The organism is Streptomyces boncukensis (assembly GCF_011045075.1).
Lineage (GTDB): Bacteria > Actinomycetota > Actinomycetes > Streptomycetales > Streptomycetaceae > Streptomyces > Streptomyces boncukensis.
This window is the reverse complement of the sequence record NZ_JAAKZZ010001116.1, coordinates 1-492: the sequence shown is the minus strand read 5'-3', so window position 1 is coordinate 492 and position 492 is coordinate 1. Positions and strand designations below refer to the sequence as shown.

Genomic DNA, 492 nt, shown 5'->3' with positions numbered 1-492 from the left:
CTTCACCACCTACGTGCCGCTCACCGACCTCACCCCCACCCCAGGCAACCCCAAGAAGCACGAGGTCGAGCGGATCATCGAAAGCATCCGCACTCACGGGTTCGTAGACCAGCCCATCGCGGACGAGCGCACCGGCACCATCCTCGGCGGGCACGGTCGCCGCGAAGCCCTCATCGAGATGCAGACCCGCGGCGACCGTCTTCCCGCCGGTCTCCTCCTGGACGACGACGGCGGATGGCTCGTACCCGTCCAGCGCGGCTGGGCCTCCCGCAACGACCTGGAGGCCAAGACCGTCAACATCAAGCTCAACAAGATCGGCGAGGACGGCGGCTGGCACCCGCGGTCCCTCACCACATACCTGGAGGACATCGTCACTGGAGACGCCGGACTGTTCGACTCCCTCGCCATCCCCGAAGGCGAACTGGACATTCTCCTGCGGCAAGTCGACCCCGAGACGCTGCCCCGCGCTGCCGATGAGGAGGACCAGGCCCC

At 67.5% G+C, this 492-nt stretch carries 1 protein-coding gene; it reads left to right on the top strand.

Annotated features, from left to right (window positions below):
* Window positions 1–492 (top strand): ParB N-terminal domain-containing protein (locus G5C65_RS38220; protein WP_165303685.1); only part of this gene is annotated, 492 nt, incomplete at both ends.